This is a genomic window from Dolichospermum circinale AWQC310F, assembly GCF_000426925.1.
GTDB classification, from domain to species: Bacteria; Cyanobacteriota; Cyanobacteriia; order Cyanobacteriales; family Nostocaceae; genus Dolichospermum; species Dolichospermum circinale.
In genome coordinates this window covers 46,984-65,603 of record NZ_KE384717.1, presented here as the reverse complement: position 1 = coordinate 65,603, position 18,620 = coordinate 46,984, and the positions used below count along the sequence as shown (strand labels likewise).

Below are 18,620 nucleotides of genomic sequence, written 5' to 3'. Positions count from 1 at the left end.
ACCTTATTTAAGTAGTTTACACTACTTCTAATACTCTCCGTAAAACCTGCTGGTAAGCATCCTCTATATTTCCTAAGTCACGACGAAAACGATCTTTATCCATAATTCGGTTCTCAGGATCGGTTTCAATCATGTCCCATAAACGACAGGTATCAGGACTAATTTCATCAGCTAACAGTATTTGCTGTTGGTGGTCTAAACCAAATTCAAGTTTAAAGTCTACTAGGGTAATCTGGCATTTTTCCCAAAACTCCCGGAGAAATTTGTTGATTTCTAGTGCTAGATAGATAATTTGATCAACTTGTTCCGGTGTCGCTAATTCCAAAAGCAATAAGCGATCGCGCGTTAGTAAAGGATCACCTAAATAATCATTTTTGTAATAGAACTCGACTAAGGGCTTTGATAAAACTGTACCTGGTATTAACCCAGTTTGCTTACACAAACTACCAGCCGCAATGTTCCTCACTACCACCTCCACGGGGATGATTTTTACAGCTTTTACTCGCATTAAATTCGGGCCAGGACTATCAATAAAATGAGTTTTAATACCCTGTTTAGCCAATTTTTGAAATAGTTGGCTAGAAATCCTACAGTTGATCATCCCTTTATTCTCAATGCTGCCGCGTTTTTGAGCATTAAAAGCTGTAGCATCATCTTTAAAATCAGCCAACAAAATTTCTGGATCTTCTGTAGCGTAGAGAATTTTAGCTTTGCCTTCGTAGAGTTTAGAATTAACAGACATGATAAGATTTTAAAAACTGTTTTTGGTAGTGGACGGCTTTGATGAAATCAGCTTCACCATTTTATCTTCAGATATTACTTATTGGTGAACAGGAATTTTCAGAATATTTCATCAACTGATTTAAGTTAACTAATTTAAGTTCCTTCGATCTATTCTAGACTGATAATGTAAAATTATTACTCTTATCTGTTCGCTGTCACTCGATTAATTAAGGTAAACCAACAGGAAAATATGTATAAATCATTAATCTGCGTTATATATTATATATAATATACTTACTTAATTTTTCTGATAGGTGTCCGTAGTCATGTATCTAATCTTACCTGAGTTCGATGTGTGTGATCTGCTGCCAAAATTTGATTTGCAAAATATTGTAGAATATACTAATCTATTTTCAGGAATATAGTCATAACTTACAGAAGTTTATATAATCTGTTGTTAATAAATGAGGGGATAATCAAAAATGACCAGTTACTACAATTCACCTATAATTAATAAAACCCTGCACTATCAGATGAATACCAAAAACCCCTCAACTACCCAACTTATAAATACATATCCGGGTATTGAATGTAGCAAAAAACCTCAAGACAAGTATTCTGTTACATTTTATTTTCCATCTACTTATCAGTAGATATGATGTGGAAAGGGCTGATAACGGTATATGTTTTATACATTTTTATAGAGCAGTTGAGTAAATGGAGAAAAAAATAGTGAGTAAAGACGATTTTCTCTATCCCCGTAGTCGCTACTATGGTCGTGTAAAACCAGAAAACTTGGTATTCAACGCTAATTTACAGGAATTTGCCCAAAGAGTTAGCTATGTTTGTAACTTGGAAACAGGTGGAAAAGTTACGCCAGAGGATGCTTACAAGCAAATAAAGTTGCTTTGGAAGCAGTTAAAGCAGTCGAAGAAACAACTGAAAATAGGTGAACAATCTTCGGAAAATAACAGTTCTGAAGAGGGTTAATCAACAGATACCGCAGGGGTGGTAAATTCCCTGGGGTTTCTGTCACAGGTCACGGAAACCGGTAATTAAGAATTGAATTTTTCATGGTTGAAGACTATTTTTTGATAATAATCTTGAAGTTGTTTTGTAGCAGATGACCACCCCCATTTCTCCGCTTCGGCACGGGCATTCTTACGGATAATATTTATTTCCTGTCGTTGTTTTAACAAATTTACAGTAGCATTAATCGCCTCTTGAATATCAGCTTGGGGATCAAAAAGATATCCATTTACACCATCTGTGACAATATCAGGTATACCTCCAGAACGGGCTGCTACGACTGGACAACCGGAGGCCATGGCTTCTAGCAACACTAACCCCAGTGTTTCTGTACGGGAAGGGAAAATAAAAGCATCAGCACTGGCAAAAGCAGAGCCTAATTCTTTACCCATGAGATAGCCAACAAAATAAGTATTTGTGCCAGCAAAGTGTTTTTCTAAAGCTTGGCGGTGGGGACCATCTCCAACTAATGCTAATCTGGCATCAGGAATAGCTGCTAAAATCGGTTTAATGCGTTCAATTTCCTTTTCCGCAGAAAGACGACCAACATACAATAATAGGGGGCTATCTGGATGATTTTGGGAAAGATGCGATCGCATTTTGTGACTAGCTAAATCGGGAGAAAATAACTCAGTATCTACCCCCCGTTGCCACAAATCTACCCTTTCAATTCCATGTTCGGTAAGTTCCGTCATCATGGCCGTGGAAGTACACAGGTTTAATGCTGCTTGATTATGGCCGACTTTTAGTAACTCCCATAGTAATCCTTCTAACATTCCTAAACCGTAATGTTGCAGATATTGTGGCAAGTGAGTATGATAAGAAGCCACCAAGGGAATTTTCAGAATTTTACTATAAAAAATCCCTGATAATCCTAGAACTGCGGGATTAACAACATGAATAATATCTGGTTTAAATTCTTCTAGAGCCTGACCAATAGCAGGGCGAGGGAGTGCCATTTTTAACTCTGGATATAGCGGTAAAGGAAAGCCACTAACCCCGTAAACTTTCGCACCTTTATGTTCAGTTATTCCACCTTCAGGGGCAAATACCAAAACTTGATTTCCATGACGTTGTAAATGGTCAACAGTATGACGGAGGCGTGTCACAATGCCGTCAACTTTTGGCAAAAAGGTTTCTGTAAATAGAGCAATTCGCATAAAAAACCAGACAGCAGGAGTTCAGGAGTCAGGAGTCAGGAGTTCAGGAGTCAGGAGCCAGGAGTTCAGGAGTCAGGAGAAAGAACCATAGAAACTTCTCTCTCTGTAGTCACCTGTCCCCGTGGCGTAGCACCTGTCACCTATTTTCGATGCCAAGAAACCTTGGGAAGAATTTGTTTGTGATCAACTCGGTTCTGATACTTGACGGCAAAGTTTAATAGAGAATCAAGTAGAGAATCCGAGAGGAGGTGAGGTTGTAAACCCAAATCCAAGAGTTTGGTATTTTTCGCATTAAAATAGTGTTCTTCCTTTTCCACTCTAGGATTATCTATGTGGTTAATATCCACATTTAACCCCATAGCGTTACCGGCTTTTTTCACCATCATTGCCAAATCACCGACACTAAATAGTTCAGTAAATTGGTTAAACACACGAAATTCTCCCGGTTCAGCAGGATTGGCAATAGCTAATTCAATACATCGTACCGTATCCCGAATATCCAAGAAGCCGCGAGTTTGTCCACCTTTACCGTAGACGGTGAGGGGATGTCCTACGGTAGCTTGAATACAGAAACGGTTCAGTGCCGTACCAAATACACCATCATAATCCAGGCGGTTAATTAAAAGTTCATCCATCCCCGTTTCGTCGGTGAGAACGCCGTAAACTATCCCTTGGTTTAAGTCAGTAGCTCTTAACCCCCAAACCCGGCAAGCAAAGTGGATATTATGGCTATCATGGACTTTACTCAAGTGATACATTGAACCGGGCTGCTTAGGATAGGGCAAAGTATCCTTGCGGCCGTTGTGTTCAATCGTGATGTATCCTTCTTCAATGTCAATGTTAGGAGTTCCATATTCACCCATTGTTCCCAATTTCACCAAATGGCAATCAGGGAAATCTTCCCGCATGATATACAGTAAGTTCAATGTTCCCACTACATTATTGACCTGGGTGAGAACAGCGTGTTCACGGTCAATCATGGAAAATGGTGCTGAACGCTGTTCACCAAAATGCACGATTGCTGTCGGCTGAAATTGATGTAAGGCCTTATGCAGAAACTCGTAATTAGTAATATCGCCGATAAACAGATCAATAGACTTACTAGTCAAATCTTGCCATCGCTGGAGACGCTGTTGAATTGGTGCAATTGGGGTCAGGGTTTCTACACCCAGTTCATTATCCCAGTGTCGTCGCACCAAACTATCTAAAATGCCAACCTCATAACCTCGATTAGAAAGGTAAAGCGCGGTTGCCCAACCACAATACCCATCACCACCAATAACCAGGACTTTCATCTTTACCAGTTTTTACTCGCTGATAGCTAAATCTATCAGGTTTATGTCCCCTCTTCATCATTAAATTCTCCCTAAGACAGTAATCAATTAAAAATAAAAAAATAATTAAAAATTAAAAATAGAAAATAATTCCTACTGCTTACCTAACTACGGACAACTGACAACTGACAACTGACAACTAACTACTGACTAATTTTATACTCTTGAGCAATATGGTAAAACAAGCGATAATAATTTTGAAAGTCTTGACTATCGCTTTGTCCTTGCCAGGAATATTCCAATTCTGCTTGAGTAATGGTCAACTTAATTACAGTCACCTTTTCCTTAACTTCTACCGTCAGGACGCTAAAAACCCCTTGATTAGTCCGAAAATTATATACTTGTTCTTGAGTTTTGGGTGAAAATCCTAATACGGGCTTACTGGCATAAGAGCGAATTTCTACGTTGTCCTTGTTTGGTAAAACTAATACAACTCCATCACTGTTGTCTGGGTTTCTTAATTCTTGCCAAGTATGGGGGTAGGGAAACTCAAAACCATAACGAGGATTCTTATATATCTTCCATGTCTGATTTTGAGGCTGGAGGTTATTTGCATTACACCCCCAAACAATGATTCCTATACCAATACTGCAAGTAATGGCGCACAGCGCCCTGTTTATTTGTACCGCACCCCAGGGCTGTTTCATTCTCAAATTTGATATTTTATGTGTCTAGGAAAATACATGGTTTTAGGCTTTAGGGGTTTTATCTCATAGACGGCTAATAACACCTAAATTCGGCACTGAAATCTCAGGTATTGTTTATACAAAATAATGTTATCATTCAGTTTTAACTAATAGACATCTCCAGAAATTAAATATGCGTGGGTGGAAAACTCTGTAGAGACTTTCCATGGAACGTCTCTACAATTTTTCTCGGAGATGTCTAATAAACTGGTGGCTCGTCTCTTAATCGCTTTGATGTTTCCTGAAGCTCCGCAAAACTTTTTTGGCGCGATCGCTCAATTATGAGTGTTTGTAAAATTGGTTCGAGACAGAGTTTAGCATCTTCATAACCTCGGTTTTGCAAGAGTTGAATCCGTTTGGGACTGAAATCTAGTAATTTGTTGAGACCACCCATATCTTCTCTTGGCCGAATTTCAATGATTGTTTGATTAGGGAAATCATGACGATTCCAAAGTTCACCATTTCCTAAATGAATGACGATCGCATGGGTACAACCACGATTTGCTAAGGCTTGGAGAGGGACATTATCACCTAGCCAACCGTCAACATAATGCTTGTCATCAACTTTTGATTTTGGTTTCTTTCATATAAGAACTTAAATTATTTATTCGTAGCGATCGCCTGTTGCCAACTGGTGACGATATCTTCTTTTTTAATTCCTGCCTCTATGAGTGTATCAATATTTATATTAAGCGTTTGTGTCTGGGAAATAATCGGAGTCCATGATTTGCTCTGGGGTAAAGGGACATTCTAGGGGAAAGGTGGTTAAGGGTAGTTTTGTTTCCCTTGCAGCGTTTTTTCGTGCTTTCTGATAGCACTCAGATATATTTTCTTTGAGGAATGGGTTTAAGCTAGGACTGTTTTCTAAGACTAATTCGAGTTCATTTCTTTGGGTTATTATAGTTGAAGTCCAGCTTTTTGTTTTCTTTTTTGGTTGATATTTATACTTTAATAGGTGCATAATTAAAACAATTAATCGGCTTTTAATTTCCCGTTTGTCATTGCTTCCCATTGATTGAACTTCCTCAATTAAGTTTTCTATATCTAGGTCTTGAATTTGTCCATTTTTGAGTTGCTTAACAGTTTGTTCTATCCAAAGATTAAAGTCGGTTTCATACAGATTCGTGGTCATAGGTTATTCTCCTAATAATTTGTGAGGGGATTCTTCCATCAAGTTATTTATTCGTAGTAATTGCCTGTTGCCAACTGGTAACAATATCTTCTTTTTTGATTCCTGCCTCGATGAGTGTATCAACTAATCCTTCCTCGAAGTTATCTTCTTCGATAATGATTTGAGAATTGCCGTTATCTTTTTCGATGAGTCGCGCATGAAATAGGATACTATCCATCCAACAATGTTTATCCCGACCTGTGGCAAGAACTAGAAAATGTCCAGACTCAGCATCACAAACTGGATAAAGTTTGATTGCTTGTAATCGCGGCTGTGCGATCGTGGCATCCTTTACGGTTTTTTTGAGAATGTCTATGTAATTTAATGATTTATCCATTGGATTATAACCTCCTGATCTGGTTCGTATATTATCAAGTTAATTTTATTGCGCTCGATCGCCAACTGGAAAATTGGCTTTTGAAAATGCTTAATATACATCTCTTGGCTGATGGCTAAGAATAATTGGCAATCTGGTTCTTGTTTTTCTAAAGCCCATTGGTAAAGTTGAAGTTGTCCCATTGTTTTTTGCAGATCGCTGATGACCGAAGAAGCATCAAAATCTTTGATCTCAACAGCTATTTTACGCCCTTCTTTTTCGGCTGTGAAGAACTTTTCTGCTCCTAAATCAGCTTTTAAGAGTGTTTCTCCAATCACCAAAATCAAAGGATCATCAGTAATTATCCATCCATCTTTTTCAAGAGTACGGCGTAAAGGAAAATGTAAATCATCTCTTCTAGACATTATTGTTTTCTTTTTGGTAAAAGCTCATTTACATAGCCTTTTTGCCTATCAAAATCATTTATTAGTTGGGGACTTTTATCCAAAATATAATCAAATGCAACACTCAAAGCTGCGCGATCTTCTGCTGATCGCTTACCCGCTTCAATTGATTTCTTTAGGTCATCTTGATAGCTCTTTAAAAACTGATCAAGTTCGGCAAAAAAACTGTCAATTCCAGATTGAAAATCGTCCTGAAGATAGCTAAGAATCTGGTTCGTCACCTTGTTAACCGCAGATGAGATTGATTGATTAAAGGAATTAGTAATTTCATCAATCGAAACCTTATAAAGTGTTTCTTCTTTTTCAACTGCTTTAGCGTCGTATATACGAGTAACCCCGTCCCAATCTTTTCTGGATACGGTTTGACCAGTAGATGAGGTGTCGTTATGCTCCCAAAGCCACAATGAGTACCAAATCCTTTCTTTGACTTCTTTGTTATGTTCCCAAAGACCAAGTGTGTACCAACGCCGCTCTTTAACCATTTCACCGGCTTCATAGACCGTCTTAACATCCGACTCTACGCTAACATCTAACCGAATATTGTGTTCGAGTTCAATATTACCCAAAATATCTGGTAGCTGTAGATTTACATTGAATGTTTGTGCCAACCGCCTTTGGGCCTGCTGAATAACTGGTAGGCTCTCCCTTTTAATAAGAGATTCAATCTTTTGGCGAGATTGTGTAACTTTTTTTAAAGCATCTTCTCTCGCATTGATCATCAAAGCATTGACAATATTTCTTGCCGACGCAGTTGTTTCTTCAATAAATCTATCCGCTTCTGCTTTAGAGTTAAATTCTCTAGCACCTTGTTTAACGCCAGACAATTCAGCCCAACGAGACAAAAATTCTACAAAATATTTTGTCCATCCTGCTTCATCAAACTCACGCTTGTCAAAAATCCTTTTAAACTTTGCAATACTTTCTTCTTTCATCTTACGGAGACTACTGGTTAATTCTTGCTCTAGATTTGTAGCCAGAGTATTAACTCGAGTTTTAAGTTTATTTTGGCAATCCACAAGAATAGTTAAATCACGTTCTAAGGCAGCGATTTGTCCCTGTAATGTCTGAATGTCTTTACCAAAAGCACTTTTCTGAAGCTGGATGCTTTCCTGAAGTTTCGTTAATCTAAAACGCACATCATTAAGAGCATTGAAAAGCGTAAGAGGGGCAGCTTGTATCATTAATGCCGCGATCGCTTTTTCTAAAAATTCGGCAAAACCAGACTTACTCCAAATACGATCTGAGGCTTTTGTCATTCCTTCTATAGTAGCTTCTGGGAATAGGTCTTCCCACATATCACCAAAAGCTTGTCTAGCCAAAGGCTCAGATGTTTTCATTAATGTTGGATCGGATATACTTGGATTTAGACGTAATTCAGCACGAAAATTAGAGGCATAAGCAGCACGCGAGGCAGAAATCTCAAAGACTCGATCTGTACTGGCTGCAATTCCGAACTTGCTATTAACAAATTCTAAAACCTCTTCTTTTGTCATGCCTTTTTCTTTACGTTGATCAATTTTGTTGATCAAAATGTAAATGCTCTCAAGCCCCTTGATTTTTGCTACTTTATCAACATCACTCTTTACTTTTTCTGCTGCATCAGTATTCAATTGAGTAAAATCCAATACTAGTAAAACGATTGAACTGGCATCAAGTTGGCGTTTGACAACATCATCAAGCTTGAGAGCACCTGCTTCATTTGGGCCTGGGGTATCAACAAAAACTAATTTGCCAACTCCATCCAATTTGAGACTCGATTCAGTTTCAGAAAAAGGCACTTCGAGGCGCGGGACAGACACCAAAGACATGAGCGCATTGTCGGATGGCACTAAAACGCTGCATAGCCGAACAAGGTCATTTAACTTTGTCAAAGCAGTTTGGATAGGTTCTGTTCCCGATGTTTCTGGCGCAAAAGATAGTTCTGGATTGCCAGCCACATCTTCTAGTAAATATTGTAAATGAGGATAATCTTTCGTGCTTTCCTTCGCTTGATCAAGTCCAATTTGATTTATTTTTCCCTTGAGACTTCTCCATGATCGCCTTAATACATCAAAAGTATCAGCACCCTCATACCGCAGCTTTAACTTCGGTTCAGTGACTTCTTTGGAGAAAACGATCTCAGTCGGTAGCGTTGTCATCGCCGTATTACGACTTGGCAAAATATCTTGCCCTACGATCGCATTAATAATCGTGGACTTACCCGCCTTCATGGGAGCAACGATCGCCATGCGTAACTCTAAATTTTTGACTTTAGTAATCTCATTTTCGATGCTCTTGGCTTCTTCTGACCAGCGCCGATCCTCACTGTTTGGAGTCTCTAAATTTTGACTGGCATAGTTCATCAAATCCAGAACTTGTGATAAAACACTAACTACAGATTTCTGAAGTGCATAAATATCAGATTTTAGAACATTATTAGACATTGGTTTATTCTCCTGTTATTACACTAAAATTTTATCAAATTGAGCCGATCATTTGCCGTTTCATTCACAATGCGTTCCACAAATTCTCTTTTGCTGGTTGCAGGATAAATCATTGTATTTGGATAGCGACGACATAGCTCAAATGCGGCTTTTGCTGGGTCTTGGTGCTGCTGTTGTGTGGCTAATTCTAGGGTTTTACCAAGGGTGAACAAATAAGGCGTTTTCCCTATTCTTTGTTCAGAAATAGATTCTACTTCCAGCAAATAACCCGCAAGTTCTCGATTGTCTGGTGATGTTTCGCTATATGAAAGGTTGAGGAGTTCGATTAATGAAAAATGGTTATCGGGGATTGTGTTATCCGTTGCAAGTATTCTATCGCTTATACTCTGACGCAGTTGGCTGTCTTTATCTTTGGTGATTAATCGTTCGTAATCACCCAGAGCATAATCTACAATTTCACGAATAACAAAAGGAACTTGAATCACCCAATGAAATCCTTGATATGTCCGTTTTGATTACCATGCTGCGATCGCATCTTCAATTCTATGCTGAACTTCTGTTCTATAAACTCGTTGTTCTAATTTCAGAATCCGATGTTCGTGATCTTCGCTCCTATCCCTGACGGGACGCTCCGCGAACGTGGTTCATTAGTTCGTAACTTGTGGGTAATTACTAAATGTGCCTAAAAATGTCAATTATTGCCTATTAGCATAAAAATAATGTAGAGACGTTTCATGAAACGTCTCTACAAAGTGGTTTACCTCAAGGATACCAGCAGCTACACTAAAGCAGTGGTAAAGTTACTGATTCCTAAAGTACCAGTTAAACCTATCACCTCAATAATGGCATCCGTAGTGGCACTAAATCCTGCGGTAGCGTCGTTAATAGCCACAAAGGTACGAGTACCAAAGGTAAATTGAGCAGCAGAGTTAGCTCTAAACACAGTATTAGTTAACTTAGCTGCAATCCCAGCTGTATCAAGTGTTGCCACAGATCCGACATTAGAAAATCCGCTGCGAGCAGTGGAAACAAGGAATAAATCATTACCAGTAGTAGCACTGAAGTCGGTAATGACATCAAAGATACCCAAGGCGGAATTAGCTAAAGTGCGGTAGTCAAAACGGTCTACTCCCAACCCTCCAGTTAAAGTATCTTTTCCCAGCCCCCCGGTTAGGATGTCATTACCAGCACCACCATTAAGGATGTTATTAGCACCGTTACCAGTAATGACGTTATTACCTGCGTTCCCTGTACCGTTAATTGCTGCTGCTCCTGTCAGTGTTAAGTTTTCCACGTTAGCAAGAGCCGCAATGGTGTAAGTAACACTAGATTGAATGGTGTCTGTACCTGCGTTGACACCTTCTGTAATGGTGTCAGTGGCGCTATCTACAACGTAAATATCATCCCCTAAACCACCAATTAAGGTATCTGTACCAGCGCCACCATTAAGGATGTTATTACCAGTGTTACCTGTGATGACGTTATTACCTGCGTTACCAGTACCGTTAATGGCTGCTGCTCCTGTCAGTGTTAAGTTTTCCACATTTGCGGGTAAAGTTGTGGTGACAGCGGCAGTGAGAGTATCGGTTATAGTCGTGGTAGCTGCCGTCACCGCACCAAGAATAGCATTAGTAGGAGAAGACAAAGTTAAAGTAAAGGTTTCATCTGCCTCATTAAGGGAATCATTGAGAATGGGAATATTGATGACTTGACTAGTAGCACCAGGGGCAAAGGTTAGAGTGCCATTGGTGGCGGTGTAGTCTAATCCTGCCGTTGCAGTACCGTTAGCAGTAGCATAGTTAACGCTGACGGTTTGGTTGCTTGCTTGGGAAAGAGTGACGGTGTAGGAGGCGTTTTGAGAAGTGGTTAAACCTTCAACAACAGTCTGATTGCTGGGACTAAGATTAATCTTGGGTAACTGAAAGTAGTTGCCAAAATTAATGCCAGTCAATTTTTCCCCTGCTTTCAAGTTTAGAGCATAGGGAGTGGTGGGGAAGGTTTGTATCCAACCTGTTTGATTCACTTCCAGAATGGCATATTCTCCTGGTCCTAAGTTGCTGAAGGTATATTTACCATCAGCGTTAGTGACTGTGGAAATTTCCCAAGGATCTAATTGTCCATTGGTGACGCTATCAATGTAAATTGTCCAACCTGCTAAGGCTCGTTCACCCGTGTCCCAGATGCCGTTACCATTAACGTCGTTCCATTTACTACCTTGGATGCTTCCAAGTTGGATTACTCCCTTGTCATCTTGAAGTACGAAGTCACCAAACTGTTTAGCCGACTTGATAAAGCTTGGATCTCCAGTACGAAGATAATCTATTACTGCACCAACTTGAAATTGTCCTGCCGCAACTCCTGCCGCATTAACCAAAGCAAAAGCAGCAGCTACGGCTTGGGGATCAAAGGGGTCTACAGGTTTGGGATCAATAATAATGTCTGAAGCAAAACTAGAAGCAGCAGCAGTTGGTGTTGTTGCAGGAAAGAGAGATTCTGCCTGAGTAACACGCCAACTATCAGCAAATGTAGTATGGACGGTAGGGTTCCGTTGCCACTGTCCAGGATTCAATTGTAAGTTAGTACCATCACGCAAGGCAAAGTCATTGCTAGTAATACCGTCGCCATTACCTAAAAGTCCTTGCAACAAACCAAAACGATAATCAGCAGGATTAACATCAATATTAATATAATATCGACTAGTGTTAATCGTATCCTCATAGACAAAAGCTGTTACTAGATCATCGTCATTGGTATTAATAATACCATCTAGACCAGCATACGTAAAGGTATATTGAGAGCCTTGACGTTTTATCTGACCGATACCCAAATCAAGGGTTTGACCACTCAATAAATTGTAACTTTGTCCATCAATAGATAGTCTTTGAGCCTGTGCTAAATCTATATCATAGTTAATAATGTAACCACCAAGATTTATAGCAAAAGCAGTATTGACTGAAGCACCAATCCAATAAGGTGAAGCTTCTTGGCGAGTTTGCACTTGAAAATCATCTATCAGGGATTTGACAAGAATAAACTCCCCAGTTGTTTGAAATTCATAGGGTTTTCCATCAAAAGTTGACAGATGTACATCACCCGAACCATGACCGTTACCGACAACACCCGTAACACTGAAAAAGATGGAAAAATCTTGACCTGTAATAGGGGATACAGAACCTAGCGTCCCACCAATCGTAACCTTGTAACCAGTGTCCAACGGATTTAAACTAGCTGCTGGAATAAAAATTTGTTCGATGTAATCAACCGCGTTAATAGTACCGCCAGGAACACTATCTGTTCCATTAAAACCCCAACCACCACCTAAAGTGCTAGCAGTATTAAGTGGTAAAAAACTAGGAGTGTAAATTAAACCACTAGTATTCCCCTGTAACGTCAAATTTAAGTTAGCATCCGTGCTAAGACCGCCGCCAGGAACTCCTGTCCAAACTAAAGTTGCTTTAATATGGCTCGTTGTAGAACGGGATAAATAACCTAAATTTACAGGTGATCCCTTGAATGTATCCTCAGCAAGTAGTTCTTTTGTTAGGGTGTTTGTCGCATCTCCTAGGTTGTTTGCGAATAACTTAGCAAAGAATAAATTAGCGATATCTGTGGGTTCCCATATATTGCTATAAATTGAACCAGTCCCACTTCCGATTCCACTTGTAGAGGTATGGATAAGTAGTCCCTTCTCTGTGGAATCTAGCGGATCAATAAATGTTCCTTGAAAAGGTACTGCTACGGTATTATTTCCACCTGTAAATGAACCCAGTCCTAAAACGTGGGGTATATCATTGGGGAATGTATTCCCTGATATATTTATAAACCGCGCTCTGAATTCAGGAGGACCACCAAGCGCAGAAAGTACCGTTTGGACATTTTCATAGAGGAAGTTGTTCTTGTTATCTTGATCGATTAAGTAACTCGACGCAAAGGCTAAGTCGGTTGGTATAAGCGCTTGCTCTACCTCAATACTCTGTCCATCTATGGTAATTGTTGCCCAGTCATTCTCATTTTTCAAAGTCTGTAATGTCGCAGCACTGAGAATATTACCACGCACCAAATTAGAAAAAATGTCTCCTTCGTCACCAGCGCTATCTTTCTGATTGATATGAGCATCAATAAAATGCCCGTATTCTTCTAACAAAACCGCAATAATGTCTGTATCCGTAGCTGTATCAAGAAAATCAGAAGCGAGATAAATCTTATTCGTGCTAGTCCCATAAGCGCCATTAGCATTACCAAGAATGCTACTATCAAGAATTTCAATTTGCGGAAATGAACTAAAATCACCTACAAGCCATTGAGAACGGAGATTTGTGGCTACTGTATGGTCATATTGTGTGCCAAATGCTATTTCAAACAAATTCCAGAAGTCATTTAAACCAGCAAAGTTTTTCAGTTGGTTATAGGTCTTGTTGAGAGTGGCCTGAAGAAGATTAGTCATAACATCCTTTCCATCAACTACTTGTTTGCATTTACATTTAATCGATCAAGACTTATGAGACTGGCACTAGCGATCGCCCGGATACATGAAAGTAATCGCTATGTAGTAGTGTAGATGGTTTTTGCGGAAATAAATTTTTGCGGAAATAATTTTTAACATCGGATTTAAATATCGGACTTTTATGTATTTAATATTGCTTTATTTTTCTATGTAAATCCTGGCTAATGACTATTTAGTTAAGAAATGTAACAAAATAGGCATTAAAACGGCTTACCATCTTGACAACCAAGAAAAGAACAGATAGAGTGATATACATACCCGGGTAAGACCACTAGAAAGTGATATGCAAAGTAAGCAAAAGGTTACGCTATATTTGTCGCCAGAATTGCACAGAAGACTGAAAATTCGTTCTGCTGTTGACTCAGAACCGATGTCAGATATGGCAGAACGAGCGCTCAATTTCTACCTGACGAACTCAGAAGTAGTAGAAGAATTAGAAGCGTCTTCTTATGGGCGGACCCATCGGCTTTATTCCTGTCCCACTTGTGAAACTTCACTGGTGTTACGGAATGGAGAACTAGTGGATTTGGGTAATCCAGCGGGAATAATAGGTGAGGAACGTCTACCTATTGACAACAGAGAAAAAGAGCAAACCCATCCTAAGAGTGAGGAAGAATTGGTCCCTTGCTAGATAGGAATTGTTAATGATTAATTCATAGTATGGCTTCAGGCCAGGCTACCGTTATTAGTGCTGTCTCTATAAGGTCTCAAGTAGGTCGATAGTATGAAAGAAGAGCTCAATATTTTAATTCAAGCTCAATACCCTTTAATCTACCTTGTGACCTCCGAGGAAGAACGGGCAGAGCAGGCAATTTTTAAAGTCTCTCAAGAGTTAAAGCCCCAAAGGCGAGTATATGTGTGGACAGTAACTCACGGTATCGTCGAATACGGTCAACCTCGCAGTACAACCCAACACAATACTGTTTCTCCCGAAGCAGCGATTGATTGGATAATTCGTCAAAAAGAAGCCAGTATATTTATTCTTAAAGATTTACATCCCTTTATTGATGCGCCAGCAACAACTAGATCGCTCCGGGACGCGATCGCTAGTTTCAAAGGAACGCAAAAGAACATTATCTTGATGTCTCCTGTGCAACAGGTTCCCATTGAACTAGAAAAAGAAGTTGTTGTTTTAGATTTTCAATTGCCTGACATGGCTGAGTTGAATAAAGTTTTAACTGCCCATCAAGAGCAAAATCGGGGACGAAAGGTAACAACCGAGGCGCGAGAAAGGCTTCTTCGAGCCGCTTTGGGTCTAACCAAAGATGAAGCTGAGAAAGTATACCGCAAAGCACAGGTAACAACGGGGCAATTGACGGAAAATGAAGTTAATATAGTCCTGTCCGAGAAAAAACAACTCATCCGCCGTAACGGTATCTTGGAGTACCTCGAAGAAGATGAAACCATTGATGCTGTGGGTGGTTTGGAAGAGTTGAAAACCTGGCTCACCCAACGCTCCAACGCCTTTACAGAAAGAGCGAGAGAATATGGTTTGCCTCAACCTAAAGGAATGTTAATTCTCGGTGTTCCCGGTTGTGGTAAGTCACTAATTGCTAAAACTACCTCCCGTTTATGGGGTTTACCAATTCTGAGATTAGATATGGGGCGGGTCTACGACGGCTCAATGGTGGGTCGCAGTGAAGCCAACCTGCGGAACGCCCTAAAAACGGCAGAATCAATTTCCCCCACGATTCTGTTTATTGACGAATTGGATAAATCCTTTGCGGGTAGCGGTGGTTCTGGCGATTCTGATGGGGGGACATCAAACAGAATTTTCGGCTCTTTCCTGACTTGGATGCAAGAAAAGAAATCTCCAGTTTTCGTAATGGCCACTGCTAACCGTGTAGAGCGCCTACCTGGAGAGTTTTTGAGGAAAGGTCGCTTTGATGAAATTTTCTTTGTGGATCTGCCCACACCTGAAGAACGTCAGGATATCTTCGGTATTCACCTGACCAAACGTCGGGAAGATATTGCTAGATTTGATTTAGGACAACTAGCAAAAATGTCCGATGGCTTTTCGGGGGCAGAAATTGAACAGGCGGTCGTGGCGGCTATGTATGAAGCCTTCGCCCAAGATCGGGAGTTCACCCAATTAGATATTATTGCTGCATTGAAGTCTACTTTGCCGCTGTCACGAACGATGCAAGAACAGGTCACAGCTTTAAGAGACTGGGCCAGACAGCGTGCTAGACCCGCAGCCTCCTCTGTTGCTGAATATCAGCGCATGGAGTTTTAAAAGCTTTCCTCTGCTATATCAGGGGGAAAGGTTAGTCACAAGACTAACAGTTAGAAAAAAGCCGTTCCCAAATCATGCGGCTTCGCTGAAAAAAAAAAGAACCGTTGTCGTTTTTCTCATCAATCTTCTTATTGGAGGAAACCCAAATGTCTCACTTTAGCACTCTGCGTACCAAGATCACCGATGCCGAAATTCTCAAATCTTCTTTGCGCGACTTGGGTATCAGTGTAAAAACTGAAGCTGATGTTCGCGGTTATAATGGTCAACGTCTCCGCTCCGACATCGTTGCTGTATTGGAAGGCGAGTACGATTTAGGTTGGTCTCGTAACAGTGACGGTTCTTTTGACCTCATTGCTGACCTTTGGGGTGTTGCTAAGAAGCACAACCAGACTGAGTTAATCAACTCTATTAATCAAAAATATGCCGTTAACAAGACTTTGGCTGAAGTAAAACAGCGCGGTCTGCAAAACGCTAACGTTAAGTTGGTATTGCAGTAACAATTTCTCTAGCGCGTTCCCAAAGTGAAACGGGTTAACCTTCTAATCAGCGGTTAGCCCGCTTTTTTTTGTCTGAATCAGGATTATGTTGTAAATAAATAGCATAAAATATAAACTAGGGGTATGGTAATGAGAAATGCCGAAGAAAATAAGAGAACTGAAGGCAATAGTAGCAAAAGTTGGGTATCTCCTTCAAGCAGGTAGAGGCAAAGGAAGTCATACTTATTGGAAGCATCCATTATTACCAGAAGAACCCTTGACCATACCAGGAAAAGATGGAGATGATGCTCCGTTATATTTAGAAAAAAACATTCAACGGGTGCTGAAAAAACTTGAAGAATTGAACAAGCAAGAAAATCAAGAAGGTGAAGAATGACTTATCATTACAGTATGGTGATTCAATGGTCTCAAGAGGATCAACTTTTTTTAGTTCACTTACCTGAATTTCCCTGGCAGGAGTTTCATACTCATGGTAGAACTTATGAAGAAGCTGCGAGAAATGGTAAGGAAGTGATTGAAACTTTTGTTGAGATGCTGACTGAAGAGAATAAAGCATTACCAGAACCTAGAATGCTTCCTACACAACCGTTACAGGTTGCCTAGTTTAAGTTTCGGCAATTATAGTAAATCTTTGGCTTTAGATCCGCGTAATATCGGTTCTCCATCTTTTATGGGAATACTGCTTGATTTAATAGTAGAGGCAGTTATTTTGGTTTTGAGATATTCAAGATAGTCGAGGGTTTTTTCCAGAATAGGTTCTGGTGCGTTTTCAATTGACGCAATGAGTTTTTCTTTAATGGTGGTCATGGGGTGCTAGGGAGATAACAAGTTCATAGTATTAATATTTTAGTAGTTAATAGGACTTACGTAAGATGTGGCTGAACACCTTATTCTTGGGTAGGGGTAATTCATGAATTACCCCAAATTCGGTTCTTTTTGCGTAAGTCCTGGTTAATTACAAATTAAAATAAATAATTGTCTGATAGCGAAGCGTGGCGTAGCCATATCAGGATGTCCAGGATTTGAGGATTTACAGGATTTAAGAAAAGTTGTGACTTGAGTAGGTATGAAAAATATGTTATTAAAATCATCCTGATTAATGTAAATATATTTAACAAATACTGGTTTAGATGGGTTAGGTTTAGTATAATGCTTACTCAGTTGATTTATAATGATGCTGTGTAAAAAAGATGCTGGTTTATGAAAATTGATACAGAAGCGATCGCTACGGTAGACAAAGTTGAATGTGAGATGATTGAAAATTAACATCCTGTAAACCCTAAAATCCTGGATATCCTGATTCAGACAAATGATTGATTATGAATGCACGTTTTCACGCCATGTAAAAATCTAAATTCTAATAGGCTTTAATTGCTCTTTTTACTTCTTTACCTGTAAATTCTGATTCAGATAAATTTATGACTCGTAGAAAAATATTATCAGAAAGTCAATCCTACACATTTCGATCTTACTTTGAAATGCCCTATGAACCTGATGAAATATTAGCAGAATTGGGCTATTCTTTAATAAGAAAACATCTTACTTTACCACGAAGCGATCGCCATTTACAAAGACTAGAAGAATTAAAACAACGAATTGAAGAATCTTTACCTTTAGTAAGTTTGAGTAGTGAAGCAGCAAGACGAGAAACCCTAGTAGCACCAACATTATTAGAAGTTGCTCGCTATTGTCAATGTCAAGTGAGAATTGAATACCCATTGTCTGTAAATAACTGGTTAAAGGGTAATTTAGATTATTTTCTCAAACATAATCCTAGTTTATTGGTAGTTGAAGCTAAAAATGATGATTTAACACGAGGTTTTACACAACTTGCTGTAGAATTAATTGCTATTTCTCAAGTAGAAGAAGGAGATGTTTTTTATGGATGTGTTACCATTGGTGATGCTTGGCGTTTTGGAATATTAGAAAAAATCAATCAGCAAATTTTTCAGGACATTTCCTTATATCGCATTCCTGATGATTTAGAAGATCTAATGAGAATTTTGGTAGGAATTTTGGCATAAACTAAATTTTCTAAGTTTACCCAATAAATTTGTTAAGACTTACATTAGCTGTT

General features: G+C 39.4%; 20 protein-coding genes. 7 read left to right on the top strand and 13 right to left on the bottom strand.

All coding sequences use genetic code 11. From position 1 onward, the window contains the following. Positions 1-16: 16 nt before the first annotated feature. Entirely contained in the window at positions 17-742 is a 726-nt protein-coding gene (gene purC / locus ACIR310F_RS0120675; protein ID WP_028085477.1) for a phosphoribosylaminoimidazolesuccinocarboxamide synthase, read from the bottom strand. 698 nt (positions 743-1,440) lie between these two features. Here purC and ACIR310F_RS0120670 point away from each other — a divergent pair. Further along, positions 1,441-1,713 (top strand): DUF7219 family protein, encoded by a 273-nt coding sequence (locus tag ACIR310F_RS0120670; protein ID WP_028085476.1) that lies wholly within the window; start codon positions 1,441-1,443, stop codon positions 1,711-1,713. Between the two features lie 65 nt (positions 1,714-1,778). Here ACIR310F_RS0120670 and ACIR310F_RS0120665 read toward each other — a convergent pair whose 3' ends face one another. From ACIR310F_RS0120665 to ACIR310F_RS0120620, 10 genes are all read right to left on the bottom strand, one after another. Continuing rightward, entirely contained in the window at positions 1,779-2,912 is a 1,134-nt protein-coding gene (locus ACIR310F_RS0120665) for a glycosyltransferase family 4 protein (protein ID WP_028085475.1), read from the bottom strand. A 140-nt stretch (positions 2,913-3,052) separates the two neighbouring features. Beyond that, on the bottom strand, positions 3,053-4,207 hold the full coding sequence (locus ACIR310F_RS0120660) for an NAD-dependent epimerase/dehydratase family protein (protein ID WP_028085474.1): 1,155 nt from the start codon (positions 4,205-4,207) through the stop codon (positions 3,053-3,055). 182 nt (positions 4,208-4,389) lie between these two features. Then, positions 4,390-4,893, bottom strand: coding sequence for a hypothetical protein (locus ACIR310F_RS0120655; protein ID WP_035368651.1), 504 nt, complete (start codon positions 4,891-4,893; stop codon positions 4,390-4,392). 238 nt (positions 4,894-5,131) lie between these two features. Continuing rightward, a complete protein-coding gene (locus tag ACIR310F_RS23905; protein ID WP_028085472.1) occupies positions 5,132-5,326 on the bottom strand; it encodes a hypothetical protein in 195 nt (64 codons plus the stop codon). Between the two features lie 294 nt (positions 5,327-5,620). After that, positions 5,621-6,064 carry a DUF29 domain-containing protein gene (locus ACIR310F_RS0120645; RefSeq protein ID WP_028085471.1) on the bottom strand — a complete coding sequence of 148 codons (444 nt, stop codon included), beginning with the start codon at positions 6,062-6,064 and terminating at the stop codon, positions 5,621-5,623. 43 nt (positions 6,065-6,107) lie between these two features. Next, positions 6,108-6,440 (bottom strand): element excision factor XisI family protein, encoded by a 333-nt coding sequence (locus ACIR310F_RS0120640; protein WP_028085470.1) that lies wholly within the window; start codon positions 6,438-6,440, stop codon positions 6,108-6,110. Then, entirely contained in the window at positions 6,425-6,844 is a 420-nt protein-coding gene (locus ACIR310F_RS0120635; protein WP_028085469.1) for a XisH family protein, read from the bottom strand. The genes ACIR310F_RS0120640 and ACIR310F_RS0120635 overlap by 16 nt, the downstream gene beginning before the upstream one ends. After that, positions 6,844-9,306 carry a dynamin family protein gene (locus tag ACIR310F_RS23900; RefSeq protein WP_028085468.1) on the bottom strand — a complete coding sequence of 821 codons (2,463 nt, stop codon included), beginning with the start codon at positions 9,304-9,306 and terminating at the stop codon, positions 6,844-6,846. The genes ACIR310F_RS0120635 and ACIR310F_RS23900 overlap by 1 nt, the downstream gene beginning before the upstream one ends. A 23-nt stretch (positions 9,307-9,329) precedes the next feature. Further along, the gene (locus ACIR310F_RS0120625; protein ID WP_028085467.1) at positions 9,330-9,791 is read right to left on the bottom strand and encodes a hypothetical protein; all 462 of its coding nucleotides are present in this window, start codon (positions 9,789-9,791) and stop codon (positions 9,330-9,332) included. 293 nt (positions 9,792-10,084) lie between these two features. After that, a complete protein-coding gene (locus ACIR310F_RS0120620) occupies positions 10,085-13,750 on the bottom strand; it encodes a Calx-beta domain-containing protein (protein ID WP_028085466.1) in 3,666 nt (1,221 codons plus the stop codon). Between the two features lie 343 nt (positions 13,751-14,093). Here ACIR310F_RS0120620 and ACIR310F_RS0120615 point away from each other — a divergent pair, with 343 nt between their 5' ends. From ACIR310F_RS0120615 to ACIR310F_RS0120595, 5 genes are all read left to right on the top strand, one after another. Next, entirely contained in the window at positions 14,094-14,441 is a 348-nt protein-coding gene (locus tag ACIR310F_RS0120615; protein ID WP_028085465.1) for a slr0373 family blue light stress response protein, read from the top strand. Between the two features lie 93 nt (positions 14,442-14,534). Further along, positions 14,535-16,046, top strand: coding sequence for a stress-responsive protein Ycf46 (gene ycf46, locus ACIR310F_RS0120610; protein WP_028085464.1), 1,512 nt, complete (start codon positions 14,535-14,537; stop codon positions 16,044-16,046). A 146-nt stretch (positions 16,047-16,192) separates the two neighbouring features. Further along, positions 16,193-16,543 carry a DUF1257 domain-containing protein gene (locus ACIR310F_RS0120605; protein WP_015081375.1) on the top strand — a complete coding sequence of 117 codons (351 nt, stop codon included), beginning with the start codon at positions 16,193-16,195 and terminating at the stop codon, positions 16,541-16,543. 136 nt (positions 16,544-16,679) lie between these two features. Beyond that, the gene (locus ACIR310F_RS0120600; RefSeq protein ID WP_028085463.1) at positions 16,680-16,919 is read left to right on the top strand and encodes a type II toxin-antitoxin system HicA family toxin; all 240 of its coding nucleotides are present in this window, start codon (positions 16,680-16,682) and stop codon (positions 16,917-16,919) included. Further along, positions 16,916-17,146 carry a type II toxin-antitoxin system HicB family antitoxin gene (locus tag ACIR310F_RS0120595; RefSeq protein ID WP_028085462.1) on the top strand — a complete coding sequence of 77 codons (231 nt, stop codon included), beginning with the start codon at positions 16,916-16,918 and terminating at the stop codon, positions 17,144-17,146. The genes ACIR310F_RS0120600 and ACIR310F_RS0120595 overlap by 4 nt, the downstream gene beginning before the upstream one ends. Positions 17,147-17,161: 15 nt before the next feature. Here the strand turns inward: ACIR310F_RS0120595 and ACIR310F_RS23370 are convergent, their stop codons facing one another. Together ACIR310F_RS23370 and ACIR310F_RS25910 are read right to left on the bottom strand one after the other, a co-directional pair. Continuing rightward, a complete protein-coding gene (locus ACIR310F_RS23370) occupies positions 17,162-17,350 on the bottom strand; it encodes a hypothetical protein (protein ID WP_035368660.1) in 189 nt (62 codons plus the stop codon). A gap of 144 nt (positions 17,351-17,494) precedes the next feature. After that, on the bottom strand, positions 17,495-17,812 hold the full coding sequence (locus ACIR310F_RS25910; protein WP_155963942.1) for a hypothetical protein: 318 nt from the start codon (positions 17,810-17,812) through the stop codon (positions 17,495-17,497). 149 nt (positions 17,813-17,961) lie between these two features. Here ACIR310F_RS25910 and ACIR310F_RS0120585 point away from each other — a divergent pair, with 149 nt between their 5' ends. After that, positions 17,962-18,567, top strand: a complete 606-nt coding sequence (locus tag ACIR310F_RS0120585) for a hypothetical protein (protein ID WP_028085461.1) — start codon at positions 17,962-17,964, stop codon at positions 18,565-18,567. The last annotated feature ends 53 nt before the right edge of the window (positions 18,568-18,620 follow it).